This is a genomic window from Luteibacter yeojuensis (genome assembly GCF_000964085.1).
GTDB classification, from domain to species: domain Bacteria; phylum Pseudomonadota; class Gammaproteobacteria; order Xanthomonadales; family Rhodanobacteraceae; genus Luteibacter; species Luteibacter yeojuensis_A.
Genome location: NZ_JZRB01000112.1, coordinates 1 through 1,687, shown reverse-complemented (window position 1 = coordinate 1,687; position 1,687 = coordinate 1). Strand labels below are relative to the sequence as shown.

At 67.8% G+C, this 1,687-nt stretch carries 2 protein-coding genes; both read right to left on the bottom strand.

Translation table 11 applies throughout. The features are described from left to right. Window positions 1–62: 62 nt before the first annotated feature. The gene (locus VI08_RS20445) at window positions 63–1,055 is read right to left on the bottom strand and encodes an acryloyl-CoA reductase (protein WP_045831491.1); all 993 of its coding nucleotides are present in this window, start codon (window positions 1,053–1,055) and stop codon (window positions 63–65) included. Window position 1,056: 1 nt separating this feature from the next. After that, window positions 1,057–1,638, bottom strand: coding sequence for a TIGR00730 family Rossman fold protein (locus VI08_RS20440; RefSeq protein ID WP_198149016.1), 582 nt, complete (start codon window positions 1,636–1,638; stop codon window positions 1,057–1,059). Window positions 1,639–1,687 lie beyond the last annotated feature (49 nt).

Genomic DNA, 1,687 nt, shown 5'->3' with positions numbered 1-1,687 from the left:
TTGCGCGTTTGGCGATACCCCATTCTACCGGGCTAACGCGCTGTATCAATGGCAGGGCCGGCTCAGCCGGCGATCCGGACCACGGTACGGCCGAATGAGCCGCCCGCCAGCATGGTATCGAACACGCTGGCCACGTCTTCCAGTGCCACTTCCTTCGTGCAGATGGTGGCAAGGTGGCGTGGTTTCCACTCGCCGCCCAGCCGGCGCCATACCTCGTCGCGGATATCCCGGGGCGTGCCGGCCGAGGCCACGCCCAGCACGCTCACGCCGCGGATGATGAAGGGCATGACCGTGGTGGGCAGCTCCGGGCTGCCGGCCAGGCCGCAGATGGCGGCGTTGCCGTAAGGGGCGATGAGTGGCAGGAAGCCGGCCAGCATGCTGCCACCCACGTTGTCGAGCATGCCGCCGTAACGGGCGGAATCCATGGGCTTGCCGCTGAAGGCCAGCGCGTGGCGGTCGACGCACGCCGTGGCACCGATGGCGCGCAAGGTGTCGAAATGCGCCGGCTTGCCGCTGATGGCGTGCACCTCGAAGCCCGCGCGGGTGAAGATATCGACGCCCAGCATGCCCACGCCGCCCGTGGCGCCCGTGATGGCGATGGGGCCCATCGAGGGCACCTGGCGGTTGTCGAGCATGCGCAGCAGGGCCAGCGCGGCGGTGAAGCCCGCCGTGCCCAGCACCATGGCCTCGCGCGTGGTGAGCGAAGCGGGCATGGGAATGGTGAGCGCCGCCGGCAGGCGCACGTACTCGCCATAGCCGCCATCGCGCGTCTCGGACAGGCCGCTGCCGGTGGCGAGCACCTTGTCGCCTTCGCGGAACGCCGGGTCGGTGGAGGCCACGACGGTGCCCGCCACGTCGATGCCGCCGTTGAGCGGGTACTGGCGCAGGATCTTGCCCTTGCCGGTGCCGGCCAGGGCATCCTTGTAGTTCACCGACGACCACTCGGCCTTGACCAGCACCTCGCCGGGCGAGAGGGCGTCGGCGTCCATCGTTTCGATGCCGCCGCGGTAACCCGCGCTGTCGTTGTGGATACGGAAGGCCTTGAGCGTGGTCATGTCAGACAGCGTCCTTGGTGATCCATTTCGGGGTGTAGGTGGATTCGTAGCTTTTCATCCAGTCGAACATCGCATCGATGCTGTCGCCGAACCATACCTGGTCGCGTTGCACCTGCTTGACGAAGCCCTCGGCCACCATGTGGTCCATGGACGCGCCCAGCCCCTTGTAGAAGCCGAGCGTATCGAGGAAGGCGCAGGGGTAGGCGTGCAGGCCGAGCTGCGCCCAGGTAAGCATCTCGAACATCTCGTCCATGGTGCCGAAGCCGCCGGGCAGGGCGACGAAGGCATCGGCCAGTTCGTACATGCGCGTCTTGCGCTGGTGCATGGTCTCGACCACGTGCAGCTCGGTGAGGCCGACGTGCGCCACTTCCTTCTCGACCAGCTGGCGCGGGATGACGCCGATGACACGCCCGCCCGCGGCCAGCACGGCATCGGCCACGGTGCCCATCAGGCCAACCTTGCCGCCGCCGTAGACGAGCGCGATGCCCTCGCGCGCGAGGCGGGTGCCGAACGCCGTGGCGGCCTCGGTGTATTCGGGGCGGTTGCCGCTGCTGGAACCGCAGTAGACGCAGAGGGCTTTGATGTCGCGCATGTCGCAATCTCCGATGTTTTTGTAGGAGCCCACCCTGTGG